Annotated in this window: 22 protein-coding genes; 3 read left to right on the forward strand and 19 right to left on the reverse strand. The window is 50.1% G+C overall.

What is annotated here, in order from left to right:
* Positions 1-155: 155 nt before the first annotated feature.
* From QU597_RS22000 to QU597_RS22025, 6 genes are all read right to left on the reverse strand, one after another.
* Positions 156-674, reverse strand: coding sequence for an adenine phosphoribosyltransferase (locus tag QU597_RS22000; RefSeq protein WP_310829828.1), 519 nt, complete (start codon positions 672-674; stop codon positions 156-158).
* Positions 675-822: 148 nt separating this feature from the next.
* A complete protein-coding gene (gene recJ / locus QU597_RS22005; RefSeq protein WP_310829829.1) occupies positions 823-3,222 on the reverse strand; it encodes a single-stranded-DNA-specific exonuclease RecJ in 2,400 nt (799 codons plus the stop codon).
* Positions 3,223-3,251: 29 nt separating this feature from the next.
* Positions 3,252-4,214, reverse strand: a complete 963-nt coding sequence (locus QU597_RS22010) for a cation diffusion facilitator family transporter (RefSeq protein ID WP_310829830.1) — start codon at positions 4,212-4,214, stop codon at positions 3,252-3,254.
* Between the two features lie 121 nt (positions 4,215-4,335).
* Positions 4,336-5,238, reverse strand: coding sequence for a protein translocase subunit SecF (secF, locus tag QU597_RS22015; RefSeq protein ID WP_310829831.1), 903 nt, complete (start codon positions 5,236-5,238; stop codon positions 4,336-4,338).
* Positions 5,228-6,481 (reverse strand): protein translocase subunit SecD, encoded by a 1,254-nt coding sequence (secD, locus tag QU597_RS22020; protein WP_236332904.1) that lies wholly within the window; start codon positions 6,479-6,481, stop codon positions 5,228-5,230. The genes secF and secD overlap by 11 nt, the downstream gene beginning before the upstream one ends.
* Before the next feature lie 220 nt (positions 6,482-6,701).
* A complete protein-coding gene (locus QU597_RS22025; RefSeq protein ID WP_206101610.1) occupies positions 6,702-6,953 on the reverse strand; it encodes a post-transcriptional regulator in 252 nt (83 codons plus the stop codon).
* Positions 6,954-7,168: 215 nt separating this feature from the next.
* Between QU597_RS22025 and spoVB the strand changes: the two genes are divergently transcribed.
* Positions 7,169-8,758, forward strand: coding sequence for a stage V sporulation protein B (gene spoVB, locus QU597_RS22030; RefSeq protein WP_310829832.1), 1,590 nt, complete (start codon positions 7,169-7,171; stop codon positions 8,756-8,758).
* A 4-nt stretch (positions 8,759-8,762) separates the two neighbouring features.
* Here the strand turns inward: spoVB and QU597_RS22035 are convergent, their stop codons facing one another.
* A complete protein-coding gene (locus QU597_RS22035; protein ID WP_310829833.1) occupies positions 8,763-9,557 on the reverse strand; it encodes a YetF domain-containing protein in 795 nt (264 codons plus the stop codon).
* Positions 9,558-9,908: 351 nt separating this feature from the next.
* On the opposite strand from QU597_RS22035, the gene QU597_RS22040 reads away from it, so the two are divergent.
* Positions 9,909-10,301, forward strand: coding sequence for a TIGR04086 family membrane protein (locus QU597_RS22040; RefSeq protein ID WP_310829834.1), 393 nt, complete (start codon positions 9,909-9,911; stop codon positions 10,299-10,301).
* Between the two features lie 95 nt (positions 10,302-10,396).
* Complete coding sequence (locus tag QU597_RS22045; RefSeq protein WP_310829835.1) at positions 10,397-11,236, forward strand: phosphatase PAP2 family protein; 840 nt, start codon at positions 10,397-10,399, stop codon at positions 11,234-11,236.
* Between the two features lie 90 nt (positions 11,237-11,326).
* On the opposite strand, the gene yajC is transcribed toward QU597_RS22045, so the two are convergent.
* The 12 genes from yajC to QU597_RS22105 all read right to left on the reverse strand — a co-directional run bounded on the left by yajC (position 11,327) and on the right by QU597_RS22105 (position 22,329).
* Entirely contained in the window at positions 11,327-11,635 is a 309-nt protein-coding gene (gene yajC / locus QU597_RS22050; RefSeq protein WP_310829836.1) for a preprotein translocase subunit YajC, read from the reverse strand.
* Between the two features lie 44 nt (positions 11,636-11,679).
* Positions 11,680-12,816: a tRNA guanosine(34) transglycosylase Tgt gene (gene tgt, locus QU597_RS22055; RefSeq protein WP_054941885.1), complete on the reverse strand. Its 1,137-nt coding sequence runs from the start codon at positions 12,814-12,816 to the stop codon at positions 11,680-11,682.
* A 21-nt stretch (positions 12,817-12,837) separates the two neighbouring features.
* The gene (queA, locus tag QU597_RS22060) at positions 12,838-13,866 is read right to left on the reverse strand and encodes a tRNA preQ1(34) S-adenosylmethionine ribosyltransferase-isomerase QueA (RefSeq protein ID WP_310829837.1); all 1,029 of its coding nucleotides are present in this window, start codon (positions 13,864-13,866) and stop codon (positions 12,838-12,840) included.
* A gap of 9 nt (positions 13,867-13,875) precedes the next feature.
* Positions 13,876-15,972, reverse strand: a complete 2,097-nt coding sequence (locus QU597_RS22065) for a SpoIID/LytB domain-containing protein (RefSeq protein WP_310829838.1) — start codon at positions 15,970-15,972, stop codon at positions 13,876-13,878.
* A gap of 37 nt (positions 15,973-16,009) precedes the next feature.
* The gene (ruvB, locus tag QU597_RS22070) at positions 16,010-17,014 is read right to left on the reverse strand and encodes a Holliday junction branch migration DNA helicase RuvB (protein ID WP_236332921.1); all 1,005 of its coding nucleotides are present in this window, start codon (positions 17,012-17,014) and stop codon (positions 16,010-16,012) included.
* Between the two features lie 26 nt (positions 17,015-17,040).
* On the reverse strand, positions 17,041-17,664 hold the full coding sequence (gene ruvA / locus QU597_RS22075) for a Holliday junction branch migration protein RuvA (protein ID WP_310829839.1): 624 nt from the start codon (positions 17,662-17,664) through the stop codon (positions 17,041-17,043).
* The gene (ruvC, locus tag QU597_RS22080) at positions 17,661-18,164 is read right to left on the reverse strand and encodes a crossover junction endodeoxyribonuclease RuvC (RefSeq protein ID WP_310829840.1); all 504 of its coding nucleotides are present in this window, start codon (positions 18,162-18,164) and stop codon (positions 17,661-17,663) included. The genes ruvA and ruvC overlap by 4 nt, the downstream gene beginning before the upstream one ends.
* A gap of 233 nt (positions 18,165-18,397) precedes the next feature.
* Entirely contained in the window at positions 18,398-19,132 is a 735-nt protein-coding gene (locus QU597_RS22085) for a LytR/AlgR family response regulator transcription factor (RefSeq protein WP_236332926.1), read from the reverse strand.
* A 15-nt stretch (positions 19,133-19,147) separates the two neighbouring features.
* Positions 19,148-20,155, reverse strand: a complete 1,008-nt coding sequence (locus QU597_RS22090) for a sensor histidine kinase (RefSeq protein ID WP_310829841.1) — start codon at positions 20,153-20,155, stop codon at positions 19,148-19,150.
* Positions 20,156-20,632: 477 nt separating this feature from the next.
* Entirely contained in the window at positions 20,633-20,803 is a 171-nt protein-coding gene (locus QU597_RS22095) for a cyclic lactone autoinducer peptide (RefSeq protein WP_082451913.1), read from the reverse strand.
* The gene (locus QU597_RS22100; RefSeq protein ID WP_310829842.1) at positions 20,775-21,413 is read right to left on the reverse strand and encodes an accessory gene regulator B family protein; all 639 of its coding nucleotides are present in this window, start codon (positions 21,411-21,413) and stop codon (positions 20,775-20,777) included. Before QU597_RS22100 ends, QU597_RS22095 begins: the two co-directional genes overlap by 29 nt.
* Positions 21,414-21,654: 241 nt before the next feature.
* A complete protein-coding gene (locus tag QU597_RS22105) occupies positions 21,655-22,329 on the reverse strand; it encodes a 4'-phosphopantetheinyl transferase family protein (protein ID WP_310829843.1) in 675 nt (224 codons plus the stop codon).
* Between the last annotated feature and the right edge of the window lie 5 nt (positions 22,330-22,334).

Genomic DNA, 22,334 nt, shown 5'->3' on the forward strand with positions numbered 1-22,334 from the left:
CTGAATACTTATGTATATTAAAAAAGGAGTCCTTTTAGTTAAGGGGCTCCTTTTTCTATACTGGCCTTATTCATTTCATCCGTAAAAGAGGACCTCTGTCTTCATCAGGCAGCGGTCCTCTTTTTATTTCCCGGGAAAAGGTTCTGCGGGACAGATTAATCTTCGTAGGTTAACAGGGAAACAACTTCAATGTCATTGAGCTTATTACGTCCGGCAAGCTGTACCAGCTCGATCAGGAAAGCCGCTCCGACAACTTTGCCGCCAAGCTGTTCAACTAGGCTGACAGAAGTAGCAATGGTACCGCCGGTTGCCAGCAGATCATCAGCGATCAGCACGTTTTGGCCAGGCTTGATAGCATCAGTATGAACAGCAAGTGTATCTTTTCCATACTCCAGATCATAGCCTACTTCGATGGTTTCGTAAGGAAGCTTGCCGCTTTTGCGGATAGGCACAAAGCCGACACCAAGTGCATAAGCGAGTGGAGCGCCAACCACGAAACCGCGCGCTTCCGGTCCGGCAATTACGTCGATCTGCAAATGAGCAACAAGCGCTTTAAGTTCATCTATTGCTGCACGGTAGGCTTCACCGTCTTTAAGCAATGTAGTAATATCTTTAAAGCTGATTCCCGCCTGCGGGAAATCCGGAATTACACGAATACTTTTTTTGAAATCCAATCGTATCATCTCCTAAAAGTTTGTGAGCGTTACCTCACTGAATTCTCTCCGAACAAACTCGCTTCGAAAGCATAAGCTTAGTTTTGTGAGCTTATGCCCACCTTAATTACTTCGTACAAAACTTGCCTCGGAAGCTTGAAACCGTACATTAGGACACGCCTTGACGGCGGGCCAGCATCCAATCCTCCAGCTCGCGAAGGCTGCCTTCCATGAAATATTGTTCCATTTCGGCAGTCTGGCCTAATCTGACAAATTGCCGTGAGGCCGTTAAACTCTTGGCTGAAGGCTGGGAGACAAAAGAGATTGTCCCCCCGGAGCGCTCAATAAATTCAAGTTCCTCGAACACATCCAGCATTTTGCCCAGCATGCGCACACTTAACGGCGACTGGCGGCTAAGCCGCAACAGCACCTCATGCTCTGGTGTCGGTGCAGCAGCAATCCCCGCCAGTAATTTATATAAGGCTTTGAAATGATCGCGCGTCGGAATCTGCAGCCGGTCACGTCCGTCGCGGAGTGAATGCAGCAGCGCAATATTCTCTACTTGCGGAAAGGCAGCAAGCAAAGCATCCAGCTGTTCCGGCGTTTCCGGCATGTCGAGCAGACAGAGCAGGGATATCGTCCCGCTTGCCTCCGCTTGTCCAGAAGGGAGCGGGGAAATCCCGGCTTCCTCATCATAAACCCACAGTGACATGCCTTTCAATTGATTAAGCGGTGATAACCGGCTGTTCTGAAAGACCGCAGCTGTTCTGAGAGGCGCGCCACCGCTATAGGGCTGCAGCAATTCTTTGATGTAGACCGCCTGCTTCACCGCATCAGCCGCGCCCCGGAGGTCAAACAGCTGTGATTGCGGCACTGCAAGATCCTGCAGCATAAGCTGCGGCTTGCGCGAGCCGTTCCACTCATTAACCGTCAGCTCAGCCAGTACATCAATGACGGTTCGGCCAGGCAATAATTCAGCCAAAGGGCCTTTGCCAAAGGCTACCGCTTCAATTGTATGCCCGCCTTGCTGCAGGACTAGCTTCAGGTGCTTGCCTTCCTGCCCCATCTTACGGGTCTCTTTCACTGCCGCTCCGCGCACAATGAACTTCGGCAACGGATTAGCCATTCCAAAGGGTGCCAGACGTTCCAGCTCAAGCGCAGCCTGCAGCGTCAAATCTGCGATTTCCGTTTCACCATCTGCCGCCGTTACAGGAACAAGATGTTCCGGTGTCAGTACTGCTGCAGCGTATTCATTTAAAGCCGCTGCAAAAGCATCAAGGTTGTCACGGTGCAGGCTCATCCCGGCAGCAGCCGGATGCCCCCCAAAATGATCCATTAACCCGGCGCATGAGGACAATGCAGCATAAATATCCAGTCCGGGAATCGAGCGGGCTGATCCCTTGCACATCCCGGTCTCCGGATGAATATCGAGAATGATCACCGGGCGGTAATACCGCTCAAGCAGCTTGGAAGCTACGATCCCGACGACACCGACATTCCAGCCTTGTTCCGCAAGGACAATAATATCCGGCGGCTCGCCGTCACCTATTTGTTGGGAGAGCTTCTCTGTAGCTTCAGCAACAATTCGTTCAACTACCAGCTGCCGTTCCTTATTCAACAAGTCAAGTTCGCCGGCCAGTTGTTCCGCTTCGCCCGGGTGGGCAGTAGTCAGCAGGGATACCGCCCGGCCCGCATGATCCAACCGGCCGCTTGCATTAATCCGCGGCGCCATGCCAAAGGCAATATTCACCGCACCTACGGTACTCATCGTTATTCCACTGACCTCGAGCAACGCCCGTATCCCTGGAAAAGGAGAATTCCGCATACTGGAGAGCCCCCTGCGCACGAGGCTGCGGTTCTCACCGAGCAGCGGCATCAGATCAGCTACTGTCCCAATCGCGGCGATTTCACTCCATTCCTCAGGCACCTTGCCATCCAGTAAAGCTTCGGCAAGCTTGTAGGCCACACCTACCCCTGCCAATCCTTTGAACGGGTAAGGACAATCCGGCAGCTTGGGATTAATCAACGCAAACGCTTCCGGCAGATGCTCCGGCGGTTCATGATGATCGGTAACGATTACCTCTATCCCCAGTTCCGTAGCATAAGCGATCTGGTGAACCGCACTGATTCCGGTATCAACCGTAATGATAAGCGAAACGCCTTGCTGCACTGCCCAATCCAGCGCATGATTATGAAGCCCGTAGCCTTCATTAGAGCGGTGCGGGATATATATATCGAATGAAGCACCGAGATAACGAAGCAGATAGATCATAAGTGCCGTGCTGGACACTCCATCCGCATCATAATCACCATATACCAGAATATGTTCTCCGTCTTGCAATGCCTTTCTAATACGCGGGACAGCCTCGGCCATTCCCTTAAGCAGGAATGGATCATGGCTGTCTTCCGCCCCCCCGTCCATAAAGAGCAATGCCTCTTCAGGAGCATCCAGCCCTCTTGTCACAAGCAATGAAGAAAGGAGCGGAGAAATAGAAAGGCTCCGGGCCAAACCCCGAACTGTATCGGGATCGGCTGCCGGAGAATGCCATCTTGTTTTTGAATGAAGCAATAGGGCTCACCTTTCTCTCGCCATGCGTTCTACTGAAGCAGCGTAGGAATATCGTTGTCCACAAGCTGATGGTTGCTTTTGTAGGGATAACCCGGATCATACGGCACGACATCCATATGCACCTCGCCTACATGGACAAAACGGTGCTGAAGCAGCTTTCTCGCACATTCCGAGATATCCTGGGCTTCCATGACGGTAATCCTCGGATTGACGCTGATTTTAACTTGAAGATTAACATATCGTCCCTGTTCGATCGCCTGAAGATGCTCCACACGGATCACACCATGCACACGACCGACGGTTTCAATGAAGTTGGCTGTTTCCTCCGAGGGAAGCTCCTGATTTTTTTTGTCATATACAGAAGCCGTAATCATGGAATAGCCTTTACGGAGAATCAGGGCGCCGGTCAGCAGCGCTGCAATCGGGTCCATATACAGCAGCGGACTCCATTCCATATATCCTCCAACCATAGACAATGTAATCCCGATTAATGCGGTAATTGAACTATATAGACTGAAACGGTGACTATCCGCATAAGCGGCATGGCTGCCATCGCCTATTTTTTTGAAGTAACGGTATTGGTATTGGAAGATACCCTCTTTAAATACAATCGAAATCAGGACGGTAACAAGTGCAGCGGGCGGGACCGTGGACAAATGTCCTCTGGTTAGATCCCGGATGGCAGAAAAGGCAATCTGCAGTCCGGCCATAAGAATCAGTACTGAAAAAAGAATCGCGATAATCGGTTCTTTGTTGCCTTGCCCCTGCTGGGTGCGGCGTGTTTCATTATTCTTCTTAACCTGTTCTGAGCGCCACGGAAGAGCTTCCGACAGCTTGGCTGCAGCGTCTGCTCCGGAATATAATGCATCGCCCAGCAGTGCCTTGCTGCCTGTAAAATAGCCTACACATCCTTTGGCTAACGCCAGAGCAGCATCGCTGACGATCCCGTTCCAGGCAACCGTCTCACTTTGCGGTGATTGTTTGTTATTCATTTTGAGGCCCTCCTTACCTGGTAGCAAGTAATCTCATGATGAGGCATCTACCTGACATCTTACTCCAAAGATTCCGAAAAGCCGCGTCGCCTTTGACGCGGCTTTTCGGAGGAAGTAAAGCTTAGGCTTTGGCCGGATTGTTCTTCACTGCAACCTTCTGGCGCTTTTTGAGCAGCAGCCAGAGCGGGCTTGCGATAAAGATGGAGGAATAGGCTCCGAAGAGCAAACCGATAACCATAGCGAGCGAGAACATTTTAATCGATTCTCCGCCGAGAATAAGCAGGAAGAATGCGGCAATAAATACTGTAAACGCTGTGTAGAGGGAACGCATAAGAGTCTGCGACACACTCTTATTGACAAGCGATTTAAGATCCTCATACGATTTCTGCTTACCAAAGCGCAGATTCTCACGGATACGGTCAAAGATTACAATCGTATCATTAATGGAATATCCGATAATCGTAAGCACCGCGACAATGAAGGTCAGGTCTACCTCCAGGCGGAAGATCGAGAAGATGGCTACAACCATGAATGCGTCATGGAGCAGTGCCACGATCGCCGCAACGGCAAACCGCCATTCAAAACGGATACTTACATAAATGATAATCCCTAAGCTGGACAGAAGCACGGAATAGATCGCATTACGGGCAAGCTCTTTGGCCATTTCCGGATCAACGGTGTTAACTTCGAAGGAAGCCTTGTCATCCAGTTTGGTAATCGCAGTTTTCAATGCAGCACTCTGCTCATTGTCCAGCTCTTCATCGTAGCGGATATTCACCCGCTTGTCACCGATTGTAATATTCGGCTCATGTGAAAGTCCCAGACTGCTTAGAGCAGGCTGAAGTTCATCCTGCGTAATATTCTTCGACAACGACACATCGACGTTGGAACCAGCCTTGAAATCTACACTGTAATTAAGTCCCATAAATCCGAGGAAGATTACACCCATTACAGTAATTACAATTGAAAAAATAAAGAAATATTTACTCAGATGCACGAAATCCATATCTTTCTTAAAGCGCACGGATGTCACTCTCCTTTACCCCAAATTGCTTCGGTTTTTTCAAAGTACCGGCTTTAACCAGTACTGTGAGCAGCCAGTGGGCAAAATAGAGGTTCGTTACGATACTGAGCACGATTTCGACAATCAGGATCAGCGCAAAGCCTTTAACCGCGCCGGTACCGAATGCGAACATAACGGCCGCTACGATAATGGTCGTTACATTGGCGTCCATAACGGTCCGGAAAGAGGTTTTGTTACCCGCTTTAACGGAGGACAGGATACTCTTACCGCTGCGCATCTCTTCTCTTATCCGTTCGTTCGTAATGATATTGGCATCAACCGCCATCCCTATACCGAGGATAAATGCGGCAATACCGGGGAGTGTCAGGGTAAAGTCAGCGATGACAAAGACCAGAATCAGCAGCCAAGTATGCAGGATCAGCGCGAAGCTGGCCAGAACACCAGGCAGACGGTACATAGCCATCATAAAGATCAGGATAATCAAAGAACCTACTAGACCAGCCTTGATCGTTTGATCAAGAGACTGTTTACCAAGAGTAGCTCCAACGCTTTGGGAGTATTTCTCGGTCAGCTTCAGCGGCAGGGCACCCAGGTTAATGGTGTCAGCCAATGCACGTGCTTCATCTATCGTGTAATTTCCGGAGATCGAAGCTTTACCGTCGGTCAATACAGCTCTTACCGTCGGTGGAGAACCTAGCAACTGATCATCGAGATAAATGGCAAGTTCTTTACCCAGCAGACGCTCGGTAATCTCCGCGAATTTTTTCTTATCTTTAACAGTGATGCTGATCTCTGGCTGGTTCAGGTTATTGCGCTGAACTTCTGCAGCATTCTCAACAAAATCACTGCCCACAAGTTCAATCTTGCTATAAACTCCTGTTGCATCGCCTTCGGCAGCGCTGCGGAAAGTCAGAACCGCAGGTTCTTTCATTTTCTTGCGGACTTCAGCTTCGTCGGTAACGCCGGCAATCTTCAGACGAATGCGGTCTGTTCCCTCCGTAGTCACCTCAGGCTCGCTGGTTCCCAGTGCGTTCGCGCGTTTCTCCAAGCTTTCTGCTGTTTTTTGCAGTGAAGCCCGGGTCAGCGTTCCTCCCGTTTCCATCGGCTCAGCGTGGTACAGAATCTCGAATCCGCCCTTCAGATCAAGACCCAGCCGGACTCTGTCCAGCAGCCCGGGAGTTGTAAACGCCATAACGCCTGTTAAAACGAGCACGGTAATGATAAAGCTCAACAGTCTCTTCATGCTCTTGCTAGTTCCCCTTTCATTACTCAATATTCCTATTATAGCTACGTGCGAAATCACCGTCAATTCAAGGAAGAATGACGGTGCCCTATTCACACAAAGAAACGGCCGGCTATGCTACTAGTCGCAAGCCATCCGTTTGGATAGGTACAGCTTAATTGATCCTCTCTTACTTTAACGCTTCCTATAGCTGTTTGCAAAAGAAAATCGTTCCTTTTGATCAGGTGAATCCCCTGTATGCCGCTATTGTCAAATAATTCATATAGCTTGTGGCCTTTAATGAATAAATATCGTTCACCAGCTTGTGCAGAGGCGGCTTGCCCTCCTTGGCATAGTTGCGGCTGACACAATCCCAGATATCCTTGCCCGTTACGTACTCATAGCCCAGCAGCTGGAATTCCTCCGCCTTACTGGAGCACATGGCCTCGATCGCATCGCTAAGTTCGTCAAAATTCAATTGTTCCGATTCCACGTGATGACACCTCCAAAGTTTCCTCGCTAAAAGCAGGCTACAGGAATGTATTCGACCTTCCCTGTCCGCTTTCCTTCTTCCCGTGAAAAGATGTCACATCTAAAGCTTGTCATGGAGAGTACAGGGTCAAGCATATCAATAAACAAGCCCGCTTTATTTCCGGGCAGACATGCTCTACCTGCGTTGATTTCATTTTCAGGAAGAAGGAGTGTCCTTTGAGGAAACAAAGCTTTATTCAAGGAACGATGATTCTGCTGGCCGCGGGCATCATTAACCGGATGCTGGGCTTTATTCCCCGGATTGCGCTGCCGCGGATTATCGGCGCCGAGGGCGTTGGCTTATACCAGCTCGGATATCCCTTTTTCATCGTGCTGGTCACAGTGATTACCGGAGGAATACCTCTTGCCATTGCAAAAATGGTGGCCGAAGCCGAAGGGGAGAACCGCCCGGATCAGTCGCGCCGCATCCTGCATACCGGACTTACGCTAAGCCTGGGCCTTGGGCTTCTGTTCACCCTGGTCGCACTGTTATGCGCTTCATGGGTCTCAAATGTTGTTCTGACGGACAGCCGGGTGTACTATACCTTCGTCAGTATGACCCCCATGATCTCCATTGTCGCGGTGTCTTCCATTTACCGCGGCTATTTTCAGGGCAGACAGAACATGATTCCTTCAGCACTTTCCTCGGTGCTGGAATCGGTCATCCGGATATTTTTCATGCTGTGGTTTTCCTGGATTCTGCTGCCGAAGGGGATTGCTTTTGCGGCAGCGGGGGCGATGCTGGGGGTAACCGTCGGAGAGATTATCGGAATGCTGGCGCTGCTGCTGCAGTACTACTTTATCGTGAATAGAGATAAAAAGGAAAACAGTTTATCCTTAGTGCCGTCAGAGCAAGGACTTGTAAAGCAAAAAATGGAGGATCCACAGGCGGCTCCGGTAATGAGACGGCTGCTTGGTATTGCGGTTCCTGTCACAGCAGGACGGCTTGTCGGTTCCTTTTCCTATTTGCTGGAGTCCATCATTACTGCCCGCAGCCTGGCGCTTGCCGGAATTGCGACTGCTGCAGCCACTGCACAATACGGATCTCTGCAGGGTATGGTCATTCCGCTGCTGCTGCTTCCCGGAGTGCTGAGCTCATCACTTGCAGTTTCGCTTGTTCCCTCATTGTCAGAAGCGGCAGCCCGTCATGATCTGACTACGATTCATAAAAGAATGCATCAGGCTCTGCGGCTGGCGATGGTCACGGGCGCCCCTTTCGCCGCGATCATGTATGTACTTGCCGTACCGCTGTGCACGCTTATGTACGGCAATGCAGATACCGCCCCAATGCTGCGGATGATGGCCCCTTTTGCACTGTTTCTGTATGTTCAGGCACCGTTGCAGGCTGCTCTTCAAGCCATGGACCGGCCGGGCCGGGCCCTCATTAATACGCTGATTGGTGCGGTGGTCAAAATCCTGCTCATCCTAATGCTCGCCTCACAGCCAGAGTACGGGATCTATGGTGCCATCATAGCAATTATGGTCAACAGTATTCTGGTCACTCTGCTGCATGGAGCCAGCGTGGTAAAGCTGATCAAATTGTCGCTAAGAATCGCCGATCCCCTCAAAACACTCACCGCAATGATCATCATGGCAGCCGGAATGTCATATGTGCATACCTCTGTACAGTTCTCTGACGCCGGGTGGCTGCAGTTCTTATTATCCGCTGCGAGCGGCATGGCCCTTTATCTGGGAATCTGCCTGCTCTCCGGCCTCATCTCTGTACGTGATCTGGACCGGGTGCCATTCTTCAAACGGCGGAGTTAAACACTCATCGGCTGTGCAGCCGGTCTACATAAATTTTACCTTTATGATCAATAGAACAGAGAAACACATCACGGAAATCTGAAACCCCTTTTTGACGGATTTGGGTCCGCAGCCAGAACCTGTTTTTACCGATCATTTCCAAGTTATCATCCTGTACCTTTCCGTCCATTATCAGCGGAATCGGCAGTCCTTCATACCTGATCTTTTTGTTGGGCAGCTTAATGCTCCCGGAACTACTATCTGAATTGCCGGAAGCACCCGAATCCCCGCCTTCGTTTGAATTCTGCTCCTGCTCCCCGGCGGCTGTACTGCTATTGCCGGACTGGTTCGTTGATGAGACACCTTTACTTTTTTCTATAACTGTCAGTTGCCCGCTGGTCTCCAATATCGCAAATTCCACGTCAGCAGGGCTATCGATATTCTGACCCCGCAGCTGAAGCAGCAAATCGTCAATATTGTACCGTTGTTTGCGCATTTCATGCCGGTTGAGCTTCCCGTCTGAGATTAGGACACTGGGCTTGCCGTCGATCAGCAGCCGCAGTTTTCTGCTCTTCAGGCTGAGCTGTGCAACTAATATCTGAATCAAAACCAGTGTTGCCATAGGTACAACTCCGTCGTAGACCGGCCGTTCGATATCTTCAATCACAAACACAGCAATTTCTGCAATCATGATGGAGATCGTCAGATCAAATACCGACAGCTTGCCGATTTCACGCTTCCCCATAATGCGCATGCTCAGGAAAATGAGGATATACATCAGCACGGTCAGAAAGATATGGACAGAAATATGCTTGAACATATTCTCTTCGCTCCCCTTCCGCTTCTCACCCGCGGGTACCTGTCTCCGGGGCGGATGATTTGTAACCCTATTCTGGCCTCTCTCCCAAGGGAACATTCGGAAGCTGCCATATAAATTAATGGTAAAAGGACAGCCATGCCTTTCTTGTACTATTGGGGCAAGCCTTCCCATACACTGATTAGTAGTTAAAGACACCCATGCTCAATAAATTAAGCGTATGCTTCCAAAGACAGTTTTTCCGAAGCTGATTCAATGGGGCTATGCTAAAAAACTAAGCGTATGCTTCCGAAGACAGTTTTTCCGAAGCTGATTCAATGGGGCTATGCTAAAAAACTTTTAGGAGGTTGTATCATGTACTTAATCCGGCGCCTGCTTTCGTGGAGAATTTCAAATCCAGTTCTGTCGGGTTTATGCCGATCGTTTATGTGGATGCTCGCAGGGGCATTTATTCTCTCACTCCTGCTGTGGGGCAGCGGCCTTAAGGAACAGGACCTTACAATGTATACTTATATTGTCCACGGTATTGCTGCCGCATTCGGCGGTCTTACAGCCGGAAGCAGAGCCGCAAGCAAGGGCTGGTATCAAGGTGCGCTAACCGGCATTTTTTACGGGGCGATTGTGCTGCTGGTCGGATTTCTCGCGCTTGACAGCTCGCCTGCCGGCATTGACGGCTTGTGGATTTTGGCTGCGGCAGCGATTGGGGCACTTGGAGGAATGTTTGGGGTTAATTTGCAAAAATCCTAATAAATAGAATATTCTAAAAAATTAAAACCTTCTTCGAAAATATGTTACACTGGATTCATCTGACTGTGCAAAAGCTCAAGGAGGCTTTGAATGTTTTGCTGTACCAATCCATGAATCATGTAGTTCTCTATACCGTCGTTATTGTAGTGCTGTTAATCTGGCTCGGTACCCGGCGTAATCCTTTGCTGGCATTTCTAGAAATCGGCAGGGAACTGTTGCGCTCTTATAAGTTTCTGCTGATTATTGCCGGAATGATCAGTGTTCTAACCCTTAACAAATATGAACTGCAGATCGAAAGGAAGATGCATCTCGGTTCCGATTTTACGTCCTTCATCTTTGGGCTGGAGGGGCATTTTGTAGAGTATGTGCAGCAGCTCTTTTATTCTCCCTGGCTGACGCCGATTATTGTTTTCTTCTATATTTTTATGCTCCAGTCTGTACTCGCCGCATCACTTGGCGTCTATTTGCTGGATAAAAACCGCGTGATGCTCTATGCCACGTGCTACACGATCATGATCGTTTATGCGGTTGCCATTCCGTTCTATTTATATTTCCCGGTAAACGAGGTTTGGTCCTATGCTCCGGCAGGTGTCCGGTTTACAATGCTTGACGTTTTCCCGAGATTCGAACAGGAATATAGACCTCTCTCCGGTCTGAACAACTGCTTTCCAAGCCTGCATACGGCCATTTCAGTTTCTACAGCGATCTTGGCTTACCGTTCCGGCAACCGGCGCTGGATGGTCATTACAACGCTCTCTGCAGCCCTGATTGTGTTCGGAATCTTCTATCTCGGCATCCACTGGCTCACCGACATGCTTGGCGGAACACTGCTCGCAGTACTCTCTACCTCCGCAGCTGTCCAGCTCGCGAAGCTTACGCTACGCAGCGGGGAAGAATCACTGGCTGTGCGTAGCCGGGCAACGGATGTTCAGTGATACTCCATATACTGCAAGAACGATTAATGCACACAAAAAAGCGGCATTCTCTTAAAAGAGAATTGCCGCTTTTTATGTATGTTGTGAAAACTACTCTTTACCTTCTGCGATTGTAACAGCATGGCTGATCGAACCGCGGTCAAAGGTGAGCTTGGTTACATCATTAACCCGCAAAACAACGATATCGTCGGAAATCTCTGTGATCGTCCCGTGAAGGCCACCAATCGTGACTACCTTATCGCCTTTTTTCAGAGCTTTTAACATACTGTTTCGCGTTTTGGTTTTCTTCTGCTGCGGGCGGATAAGTAAGAAATAAAACACCACAAACATTAGTACAAACGGGCCTACAAGACCCAGGATGCTGCCCCCGCTACCCGTAGTTGCTGCAAATTGAAACATATCTATTCCCTCCTTTCAGTACACATTAAGCACAATCGAGTGTTCTAGAAGCCTTTAAGATTATCATACAATCCGTATTGTGCAAAAAACTCATCGCGAAAATCAAGCAGCCGATCTTCCCTGATGGCTTCACGCACTTTACGCATCAAATCCAGCAGGAAGTGTAAGTTATGGTATGTCGTTAACCGCAGGCCGAAGGTTTCATCGGCTTTGATTAGATGACGCAAATAAGCGCGGGAATAATTCCGGCAGGTATAGCAGTTGCACTCCGGATCAAGCGGCCCGAAATCACGGGCATACTGGGCGTTGCGTACAACGAGTCTTCCCTGACTGGTCATCGTTGTTCCATTACGGGCAATGCGGGTAGGCAGAACACAGTCGAACATGTCCACACCGCGAATTGACCCCTCAAGCAGCGCATCCGGTGAACCGACACCCATTAAATAGCGCGGTTTAGTCTGCGGCAGGAGTGGAACTGTATAATCCAGCACTTCATACATAAGCTGCTTGGACTCTCCGACGCTGAGCCCCCCAATAGCATACCCCGGGAAATCCATGGAAGTCAAATCAGCTGCACTCTGGCGGCGTAAGTCTTCATACATGCCCCCCTGCACGATTGCAAACAGTCCTTGGTCCTCCGGACGGGCATGAGCTTTAAGGCATCTTTCCGCCCAGCGTGAAGTACGTTCCAGTGATTTTTTGACGTAATCATATTCTGCGGGGAACGGCGGACATTCATCAAAGGCCATCATAATATCCGAGCCGAGCGCGTTCTGAACCTCCATCGCCACTTCCGGGGAGAGGAATTTCTTGTCCCCATTCAGATGGGAACGGAAATGCACGCCTTCTTCGGTAATTTTGCGCATGTCACTGAGTGAGAATACCTGAAAACCGCCGCTGTCTGTCAGGATCGGACGATCCCAGTTCATGAATTTATGCAATCCGCCGGCTTCGCGGATAATATCGTGGCCCGGCCGCAGAAATAAATGGTACGTGTTGCTCAGAATGATGTGAGCGTCCATTTGTTTGAGCTCTTCGGGAGCCATTGTTTTGACTGTAGCCTGTGTGCCTACCGGCATAAATGCAGGTGTCTCAATGACACCATGCGGAGTGTGGACTCTGCCGAGCCGGGCTCCGGACTGTTTGCAGGTCTTAATGTGTTCATAAGTAATTGCTGCCATATGTTTAACCCTTCCTATTGCTTAATAAATAAACATTGCATCACCGAAGCTGAAAAAGCGGTAGTGTTCCTTAATCGCTTCCTCATATGCGGCAAGTATATGCTCCCGTCCCGCTAAAGCACTAACCAGCATAACCAGGGTTGACTTCGGCAGATGGAAATTCGTAATCAGCGCGTTTACTACCGTAAACTGATAGCCGGGATATATAAAAATATCCGTCCACCCGCTGCCTGCCTGAAGGATTCCATCCCCGGCCTGTCTTCCGGCCGTTTCGAGCGTCCGGCAGGAGGTGGTGCCAACGGCGATAATCCGCCCGCCCCTTGACCTTGCCGCATTCAGCAGATCGGCTGTCTCCTGGGATAACTCATAATACTCCGCATGCATCACATGCTCTTCTACCTTCTCCACAGACATCGGGCGGAAAGTGCCGAGTCCAACGTGAAGGGTAATATAGGCGATATTAACGCCTTTTGCAGCAATTTGCTCCAGCAGTTCCTTGGTAAAATGCAGGCCTGCCGTCGGTGCGGCTGCTGAACCTTCATGACGGGCATAAACGGTCTGATAACGTTCACGGTCATCCAGTCTTTCCTTAATATAAGGGGGCAGCGGCATGGAACCCAGTCTGTCCAGAATTTCCTGAAAAATCCCCTGATAGATGAAGCGCAAGGTGCGCCCGCCCATATCCGACTCGTCTTCAATGACTGCACGCAGCTCATCGCTAAAAATAATAACCGCACCGGTCTTCAGCTTCTTGCCCGGCTTCACCAGGGCCTCCCAGCGGTCTTCCCCCAAATTCTTCAGGAGCAGCACCTCGGCTTTGGCACCGGTATCTTCCTTGACCCCGAACAGCCTGGCGGGAATTACCCGTGTATCATTCAGCACCAGCGTATCGCCTGGCTGAAACTGCTCTAGTATATCAGTAAAATGCCGATGTTCGAGCTGCCCGTTCTCCTTATTCACCATGAGCAGCCTTGAAGCACTGCGGTCAGGCAGCGGAGTCTGGGCAATCAGCTCCTCCGGCAGATGAAAGTCATAATCTTCTACATTCATGTTCAGTCTTCATTCCTTAACTATAGTAACGTTATTAAAATAGTGTTGCAATATTTGCCTGTAATCATACCCGCTGTCCGCCATGCCCTTTACACCCCATTGAGACATGCCGAGCCCATGGCCGTTCCCCCAGCCGATAAAGTAAAATCCGCTGGTGCCGGTAACGACTCTGGCGGAGGAATCAGCACCCATAACAACGGTTCCGCTGCTCTGGGCGGAAACCTTGCCGGTGGCAGACAGCACACCTGCAGTTTGAGAACCGCCAATGGTTGCTGTAGAGCCGTCAGCGCCTAATACAGTATAACTGCCGGAAGGTACAATATCAAACAAAGTGCTGGGCAATCCGTTAAATGCTGACCGGAAAAGATCCGGGTATTTCACCTGCAGAATCTCGCCGTTCGCCTTTACTTGCATAGCTCTTCCCGAGGGCCCGCGCTGAGTGACCTGCAGACTCACAATGGAAGACGGCAGCGAATTACTTGTCTTGCCGCTCAGGCTTTTCAGCAGCTCGGCTGAGGTATAGGGCCCTTTAATCCAGCTATAGCTGCCGGATTCGTAGACCTGATCCAGCACAACGGCGTTGTCGCCGGGATTCAGCTTCCCTACAGGACTACTGCTGCTCTCAATAACCGGCAAAGGCCGGATATTCACATCTTTGGTTGTTGCTGTAGCAATACTCAGTCCCGCCGCAGTTGTGTCGCCGGTCAATTTAATATTATCTTCACGGGCATACCCGGAAATGCCGCTTGGCAGGAGCACATAATACCATTTCTTTGAGGACGCGACCGCCGCCGCGTCCTCGGCACTTAGTACACTGACGAACATAGTGCCGCCGTTATTCCATACCTCGGAGGGATCGGCTGTCACACCGCCGCTGTTCGAGGAGAAGACGGCTTCGACAAGCTTGCCGCCGCTCATCAGCACTTCACCGGCGGTGGCATCCACCGCTTTGGTAATGACAGGCGCTTCGGCTCCGATGCCGTTATACACCTGGCTAAGGGTCGTATCCACCACATTCGCCACATCAAATCTGTTGCCCTGGGCCAGCGCATAGCTGCGTGCGGCTACCGCCTGGGCCTTCAGCGCTTCCGCCGGCCAGCCTGAGGAAACCTCTCCGCCGACTACGGCATATAAATACTGCTCCAGCGGAACCTCATTGATCACCGCCAATGATCCCGCCAAACCGCTCAGCTCCAGATCCCCGCGGTAGGTTCGTTTGGATCTCTCCACAATCTGAATGCCGGCTTCATTACCGGCAGCCACAAACTTCGCCCCTGTACCGGATACGATGTAATGGAAGGCCTGGCCTTCGCTGATCCAGTCCATCCCCGCATCCGTCCGGATGATCAGGCCGGTGGCGCCGGCAGCACCGGCAGTCCAGGTCAGCTGCGGCAATGCAGCAGCCGCGCTCACCTGCAGCGCAGCTAACTCGCTGTCATTCGCCGCTTCCCCGGCCCATACCTGATACTTCGTACTGCCGTCAGCACCTGACACCAGCACCTTCCAGGCATCAATTCCGGCAGCGGTAATGCTGCTCAGAACAGGTTCCGCCTCCTGTGAAGTAGCAAATTCTCCGGCGAGCAGATGCTTGTTGCCCTTGACGGCAATCGTCTGGTCAGCCGGAATAGGCAGCCCCGCCTTACCTACACGGGTAAGACCTTCTTTGGCTGCAGCTTCACTTAAATATGGACCTGTATATAATTGATACACGCTGGCACCGCCGCGTGTGGTAACGAACAGCTGCGGTTTATCGGAAGAAGCTTGCAGCTTCTTCGCGGCATCGGCCGCGATCTGCCAGGATGGGGTCTCCATCACCTTAACCCTGAAGCCGTCCAGGCTGATGCGGATCTTGTTATTGGCCGGAACCGGCAGCAGTACTGTTCCGGCAGCGGACTCCAGATTAAAGGCTGCATTGGATTGCAGCGTTACGAACGGGACGGTGGATTTATATTTGCTGCCGATATCGGCATACAGTGCAACCCGGATGGTCCGGCCGGATTCGGCATGGCTGTCACCCGCGGGAAACAGAAAACTGCCGGCAATCAGCGTTGCTGCAAGAAGGGTCCGGCCCAGCTTTCTAATTCCTCTGCGACTGGCAAAATTCATCAGGAAGTCCCCCTTAGAAGTTGTTTTATTATTTGCATTACTGCTGCGGAGGGAGCGGAAGTCCTAAATGCTGGTACGCGGCAGGCGTCACCATTCTTCCTCTCGGCGTCCGCTGCAGAAATCCGATCTGCAATAGATACGGCTCATATACATCCTCAATGGTCTGGCTCTCTTCACCTATCGTAGCAGCAATTGTATCCAGTCCCACGGGACCGCCGCGGAAAACACTGATCATGGAGCGCAGCATTTTATGGTCAATGCTGTCCAGCCCGCGCGGGTCGACCTGCAGCATCTTCAGCGACTCGCCGGCAATGTCCGGGGTAATAATTCCGTCGCCGCGCACCTGTGCAAAGTCACGCACCCGCTTCAGCAGGCGGTTCGCAATCCGCGGCGTCCCCCGTGAACGCAGTGCGATCTCTTCGGCGGCATCGCCGATAATCTCAATACCGAGCAGTTCGGCATTGCGGGAGACGATGAAGCTCAGCTCATCAATGCTGTAATACTCCAGGCGGCTGACCACCCCGAAGCGGTCGCGCAGCGGTGCGGACAAAAGTCCGGCCCGTGTGGTCGCACCGATCAGCGTAAACGGCGGCAGATCCAGCCGGACGGAACGGGCGCTTGGGCCTTTGCCGATCATAATATCGAGCGCAAAGTCCTCCATTGCCGGATACATCACTTCCTCCACCGTACGGTGCAGCCGGTGGATCTCGTCAATGAACAGCACATCGCCCTCCTGCAGATTGGTGAGCAATGCCGCCAGATCCCCGGGCCGCTCGATGGCCGGACCTGACGTTGTCCGCAGATTCACGCCAAGCTCGTTGGCGATAATATTGGCCAGCGTTGTTTTGCCAAGGCCCGGAGGACCGTACAGCAGCACATGATCCAGCGCCTCACTGCGCATTTTGGCAGCTTCAATATATATTTTAAGGTTCTCTTTCACCTGATTCTGTCCGATGTACTCGCCCAAATAACGCGGACGCAGGCTTAATTCCACCGCTTGCTCGTCCATCATCAGATTAGCCGATATAATCCGGTCATCCATTTATTCATCACTCCGTTCTTCAAGGCTTACTTCGCTATATATAGCAGCCCCAGCGCCTTCTTCATCAGCACATCAACAGTTCCTGTATCCGTGCCTTCTTTCTTCATCGTCAGCCAGACACGGTCAAGCTCAGCTTCAGTATAACCCAGCGCCTTCAGCGCGTCCCGTGCTTCTTCCCAAGGCAGCGCGGCGGCTTTGGCATCAGCCTCTGCCGCAACCGCGAATAATCCGGTCTGCATTGAAACGGCGCTTAGTCCGTCCAGCTTGTCGCGCAGATCCAGAATCATCCGCTGCGCGGTCTTTTTGCCGATTCCCGGCAGCTTCGTCAGGAAAGTAATATTCTCCTGATAGATGGCCGCGATCAGCTGATCCGGCGTTCCTCCCGTCAGGATCCCAAGGGCAACGCGCGGACCGATGCCGGATACCTCAATCAGCTTGCGGAACAGCTTCTGCTCTTCCCTTGTCGGAAATCCGAACAGCAGTGTCGCATCCTCACGTGTCTGATAATGGATATAGATTGTCACAGGCCCTTCCGTCTTGGCAAATGCATAAGGATTCGGGCAGAATACCCGGTAGCCAACCCCCTGGACATCCAGCACCACATATTCTGACTCCAAATGTACAACCGGTCCTCTTAAGTAATCTATCATTTTCGCAATACCTCATTTAATTTGGAATTAAGACTTACAGAATGGGCATGACATACCGCTACAGCAAGCGCATCGGCTACATCATCCGGTTTCGGGACAGCAGACAGCTTCAGCAGCAGCTTCACCATTTCCTGCACCTGCTTCTTCTCCGCCTTGCCGTAACCGACCACAGCCTGCTTCACCATCATCGGTGTATATTCGGAGACCGGGAGCCCGCGCTGCACAGCGGCAAGAATCAGCACACCGCGTGCCTGCGCAACAGGCAGCGCAGTTGTTACATTGCGGGCGAAAAACAGCTTCTCCACCGCAACTGCATCCGGCTTGTATTTATCAATAAGCTGAACCATGCCTTCATAGACATGCAGCAGCCGCCCTTCCTCCGGAGTATGCGCCTCGGTCTGAATGGAACCATATTGAACCGGTGTTAATTTATTCCCTTCCTTATCAACGAAGCCGAAGCCGACAATCGCCAGCCCCGGGTCAATTCCCAGGATGCGCAAATCCAATCTCTCCTCTATCACAGGCAGGATATTCCACCGTAATCATCCATTGTCCGTCACTTAAGCGAACATATGTATTCCTTCTAACCATTATAGCAAAAATCACTCTGACGGGAGCATAAAATTTGCTGCGTTCAACAATGACCATCCTTTGCGCAGCAAAAAGAGCGGAATCTGCCAAATAACCCTAGTGCAGAAACCGCCCTTTTATATTTGCAAGCATTCTATAACAGTTAGTGCGGGATAATATCCTTCAGTCCCCCAAGAAAACGGCTGGAAGCATAGCAGATCTCGCCATTGATCATGCGAATCTCGCGGTTCTTAGTATCCACTTCAGCTATATTATCCTTATTGACCACAAAGGAGTTGTGGCAGCGGTAGAACCGGGAGTCCATCTCGAGAATGTCCTTCAGCTTGCCGTAGAATTCAACCTGGCGGTTCTTGGCATGCAGGATGATTTTGTGCAGCTGCGGTGAGGTCTCAAAAAATAAAATATCATTATAATCCACACTGATCATCTTATCGCCCGATTTGGTCTGGAACTTCTTGATATTATTGTACTTATTCTGCAGATAGCGCGTATTGGCTGTATCAATACATTCAATGACCCGCTGGCGGATATCCGTAAATTTATCCTTCGTAATATAATCCATCGCTTCAACCTTATAGGTAAACGTTAAATACGTCAGCTCCGAGTGGGTAGTCACGAAGACGATTGCACCGAGGCTGTCATACTGGCGGATTTCCGCTCCCAGAGCGATCCCGCTCTTCTCCTCCTGCAGATCCACATCCAGAAAATAGAGTCCGGTTACACGGTTATTTTGCAGATAGTCGATGATCTCCTGGGAACGCCCTGTTGAAATCACCAGCTTCATATCCAGATTCTCCATCATTATGTAATTCTCTATGTAAGAGTTCAGGCGCTTCCTTTGCTCCGGGTCATCCTCACACACAAATATCTCCAGCATCAAGCTTCCTCCTGTCTAGTAAACTTCCAGTTCCTGAATAAACTGACCATCTTTTCTGTAGGTATCAAGCGTTACCCCGGCGCACTGAGATACGATCTCCCGCAGATTGCTGAGCCCGAGGCCCCGGCCTGTACCTTTGGTGGAGAAGCCCTTCTCAAAAATCCGGTGCAGCTCCGGGCCGTCCGGCTGGCAGCTGTTCGCTACGGCAATCAGTACCCCTCCGGTCCGCTTGACCAGCGCCACCCGCAAGTTCGACGATTCGCATTTGACGGCTTCTTCGATTGCATTATCCAGAATGATCCCCAGGCAGCGGCAGAGCTTGACGGAATCCATATTGACGGCCTCAATCGGCTCTACCGCCTCCACTACTGCATCGATGTGCAGCTCCTGCGCGCGGATCAGCTTCGAGGACAGAATGCCCTTCAGCTCCTGAATTTTGACATTCTGCAGCGTTCCCAGCTTATAGTTATTGTTCTGCATCCCCTGGCTGATCGGCAGGATTTTTTGGTCAAAATAGGTGCTGAGCCCCTCCACATCCTTGGAGCGTATGTATTCGGACATCGACAGCAGAATATTGATATAGTCATGGCGGAATTTCTGCATGTCGGTGTACATCATTTCCAGATTGTCTGTGTACTCCAGGAGACGCTCATACTGCTCCTGCTTGCCCTGCATAACAGCCTCCTTCATGACACTGCGCGTCAGAACCATGAACACACCGATTAAGAGGATGAAATAAAATACAAACAGCAGACTGTTCGCCTGAATATTGGCATTCGTGAATCCCTGCTGCTTGCCGATTAAGATATTGGCATAAAAAATCACCACCGTAATTACACAAAGAATTGCGAACAGAATTCCGTATCTGCGGAATAACAGCTCATAAGCCTGGAATTTGGCGAAAAGAAACCGGGCCGCGAATGTGAGAAGAATGGCGATCACGAAATAAGTAGGGTAGTAAACAATGTACAAAGTTCCCTGGATAATTTCTTCAAGCGAGGAATGAAAGATCCAGATAAACACATTGCTTGTTATGTAGTCGCTGATTACTGAAATAATTATCGCTATGATCGGAAAGATGATGCTAAATACAATTCCCCTTGATTTCCAGTAACTTAATGCAATACAAAAAAGCAGAATAATAGTTATACTGGGAATTCCAATCATTATGTATAGAGGATATCCGATACAAAGAGAGCCTATAAACATTACAAGACTGAATTTCATATTGAATCTTCCCTGATTTAACATATAAATACTCAAAGAAAGTGTTAACATCTGAACGCCAACCGATAATAATTCTCCCAAAATCCCTATCCCCCTCAGCTTAAGTCCACTCTGTAATTTTATACAAGATTGGTACTTTAACCCTATACATATCATTGTAATTCATACAAGATAATCTAGTAAAGCTGAATAACCCAAAAAAAGCCTCCTATACCGGAGACCTTTTCGGATTCTATTGGTTTCATAGCCGTGCAGTGATGCTTAAATCGCAGGTTATTTATGGGCTGAGGCCTTTAATAACTCCATCGGAATTTTAGGTTCGTGGAAGAATGTCATGCAGCAAGTTTCCATTGCAATATCTCCGCTCTTGATTGCCGCATTTCTCACTGCTGCGGCCATACCGTCTTTTACCTCGTTAAACATTCTCTGCGTCATAGTTTTCATAATTTTTATAGCTCCTTTTCAATAGTTTATAGGTTATTGGCAAGATCATCAGCACTTGAAGCAGAATTCCCATCAGCAGCAAAGCCTTAATTGTCGGACTTGGAATAAGCAGGGCGGTAAGCACAATCAGCAGGCTAGACTTTGTTGTTGTCTTTCTTAATTTCTCTCTTCTTTCCTTGCCCAGCAGCGGAAATTTATCTGTATCCGCCGGTGCATACCGGTAAAGCAGCAATGTAGCTAGTAAACCAATGATTCCTACCTGTATGTTGTTGAACCTTATGTATTGTTCGCATAAATACGGTATGCCTATGAACATAGCAGTACTTGATATACTGCAAATCATGCTGCTGCTTGCATGGAGGCCAAATGCTGTTTTGCGGATAGCGAAGTAGGCGCCGTGCATGATTAATGTCTGCCAGAGCAGATGGAACAGAATTGCCGCTCCGTAGACCAGAACGAGCTTACTCAGGTTAATCAGCAGCATTTCAAATCCCAGCTTCATTTTCAGGTAATCAATGTATTCTCCCTCACGCTCCTTGTTCAGTCTTTGGGCCATTCTGCAGGCCAGCGATTCGGTAAATCCCATCTTTACTGCTTCTTCAGCTTCCATCTTATTTGGTCACCTCTCTTGTCCTTAATATTAAACATTTTTCTGAGAGATTTACGGATCGTGCCCAGGATGAGACTTAGATGTACCAAATGCTGGCATAAACGCAGTGGCATGTCTTAAATGTACCGAAATCATACGTACCTGTGAAAACGAATACAGCGGTCTCTATGAAAAACGCCGCCGTACATCCAGAGAGTCCGGATGCGCGGCGGCGAATTGACGGGTGGAACATATAATCTGCTCAAGTGTTGATCAGAACCTTCAGTACGTCCTGTACCTCAATTTTTTGGGGGACGACCAGGCTGCAGATTTCCTGCTCGTTTTTCATGAAGGAATAGCCGACCAGAAACGGGAAATGTTTGAACTGGATCCGGAATACTTCCGTACCGAACATACTCTCCGGTCTGATGGAGGAGATTTCATAAATGGCATAATCGGCTAGCAGACCCATTTTGAACGCCTTACCCAGCGCTTCCTTGCAGCTGAAGAACATGTAGGCGAAGCGGGCGGGTGATTCATATCCGGACATCAGCTCTTTTTCGCTGCCGCTCAGCATCTCTTCAATCGGCACATCCAGCCGGATGGTTTCCATATCGATGCCCACAATATTATCCTTGGAGTAGACTACCGAGAGCACATACCTTTTGGAATGGCTGAGCCCCACCTCAACCAGCTGGTCTTTAATAATCGGGAAGCGCAGGCTGCCGTACTCCACCGTTATTCCGCTGAGCTCACCTTTGAAGGATTCCGACTGGTCCGCCAGGTTTTTTTTGATCGCATAACGCCCGTACAGAAACTCCTTGCGCCGGCTCTCATTGCAGATATTGCAGTACATCACGTACTCGGTGGAGCTTAATATTTTGTGAACCTCGAAGGTGTGCTGTTCCTTCATATCGATCAAGTGCGGACTAATCATGGCCT

Origin of the sequence: Paenibacillus pedocola, assembly GCF_031599675.1 — a bacterium.
Classification (GTDB): Bacteria; Bacillota; Bacilli; order Paenibacillales; family Paenibacillaceae; genus Paenibacillus_AQ; species Paenibacillus_AQ pedocola.